Here is an 800-nt window from a genome sequence, read left to right on the forward strand (position 1 = left end):
GAAGTCCATGTCGCCGCCGCCGGGCATGGCGGGGGCGGCCGGAGTCTTCTCGGGCTTCTCGGCGATGACGGCCTCGGTGGTCAGGAACAGAGCCGCGATGGAGGCGGCGTTCTGCAGGGCGGAGCGCGTCACCTTGGCCGGGTCGATGATGCCCGACTCGAACATGTTGACGTACTCGCCGGAGGCGGCGTTGAGGCCCTCACCCGGGGTGAGGTTGCGCACCTTCTCCACCACGACGCCGCCCTCGAGGCCGGCGTTCACGGCGATCTGCTTCAGCGGCTCCTCGAGCGCCTTGCGGACGATCGCGGCACCGGTGGCCTCGTCGCCGTTGAGCTCGAGCTTGTCGAACGCCTTGGCGCCGGCCTGCAGCAGGGCCACGCCACCGCCGGGGACGATGCCCTCCTCGACGGCCGCCTTCGCGTTGCGGACGGCGTCCTCGATGCGGTGCTTGCGCTCCTTGAGCTCGACCTCGGTCGCCGCGCCGGCCTTGATGACGGCCACGCCGCCGGCCAGCTTGGCGAGACGCTCCTGGAGCTTCTCGCGGTCGTAGTCGGAGTCGGTGTTGTCGATCTCGGCGCGGATCTGGTTCACGCGGCCGGCGATCTGCTCGGCGTCACCGGCGCCGTCCACGATCGTGGTCTCGTCCTTGGTGATGACGACCTTGCGGGCCTTGCCGAGCAGGTCGAGGGTCGCGTTCTCGAGCTTGAGACCGACCTCCTCGCTGATGACCTGGCCACCGGTGAGGATGGCGATGTCGCCCAGCATGGCCTTGCGGCGGTCACCGAAGCCGGGAGCCTTGA

General features: G+C 69.8%; 1 protein-coding gene. It reads right to left on the reverse strand.

Features of this window, described 5'->3' with window-relative positions; all coding sequences use genetic code 11:
* Positions 1-800 (reverse strand): chaperonin GroEL (gene groEL / locus AWQ68_RS00060; RefSeq protein ID WP_157544706.1); only part of this gene is annotated, 800 nt, incomplete at both ends.

The organism is Microtetraspora fusca (assembly GCF_001570365.1).
Lineage (GTDB): Bacteria > Actinomycetota > Actinomycetes > Streptosporangiales > Streptosporangiaceae > Microtetraspora > Microtetraspora fusca.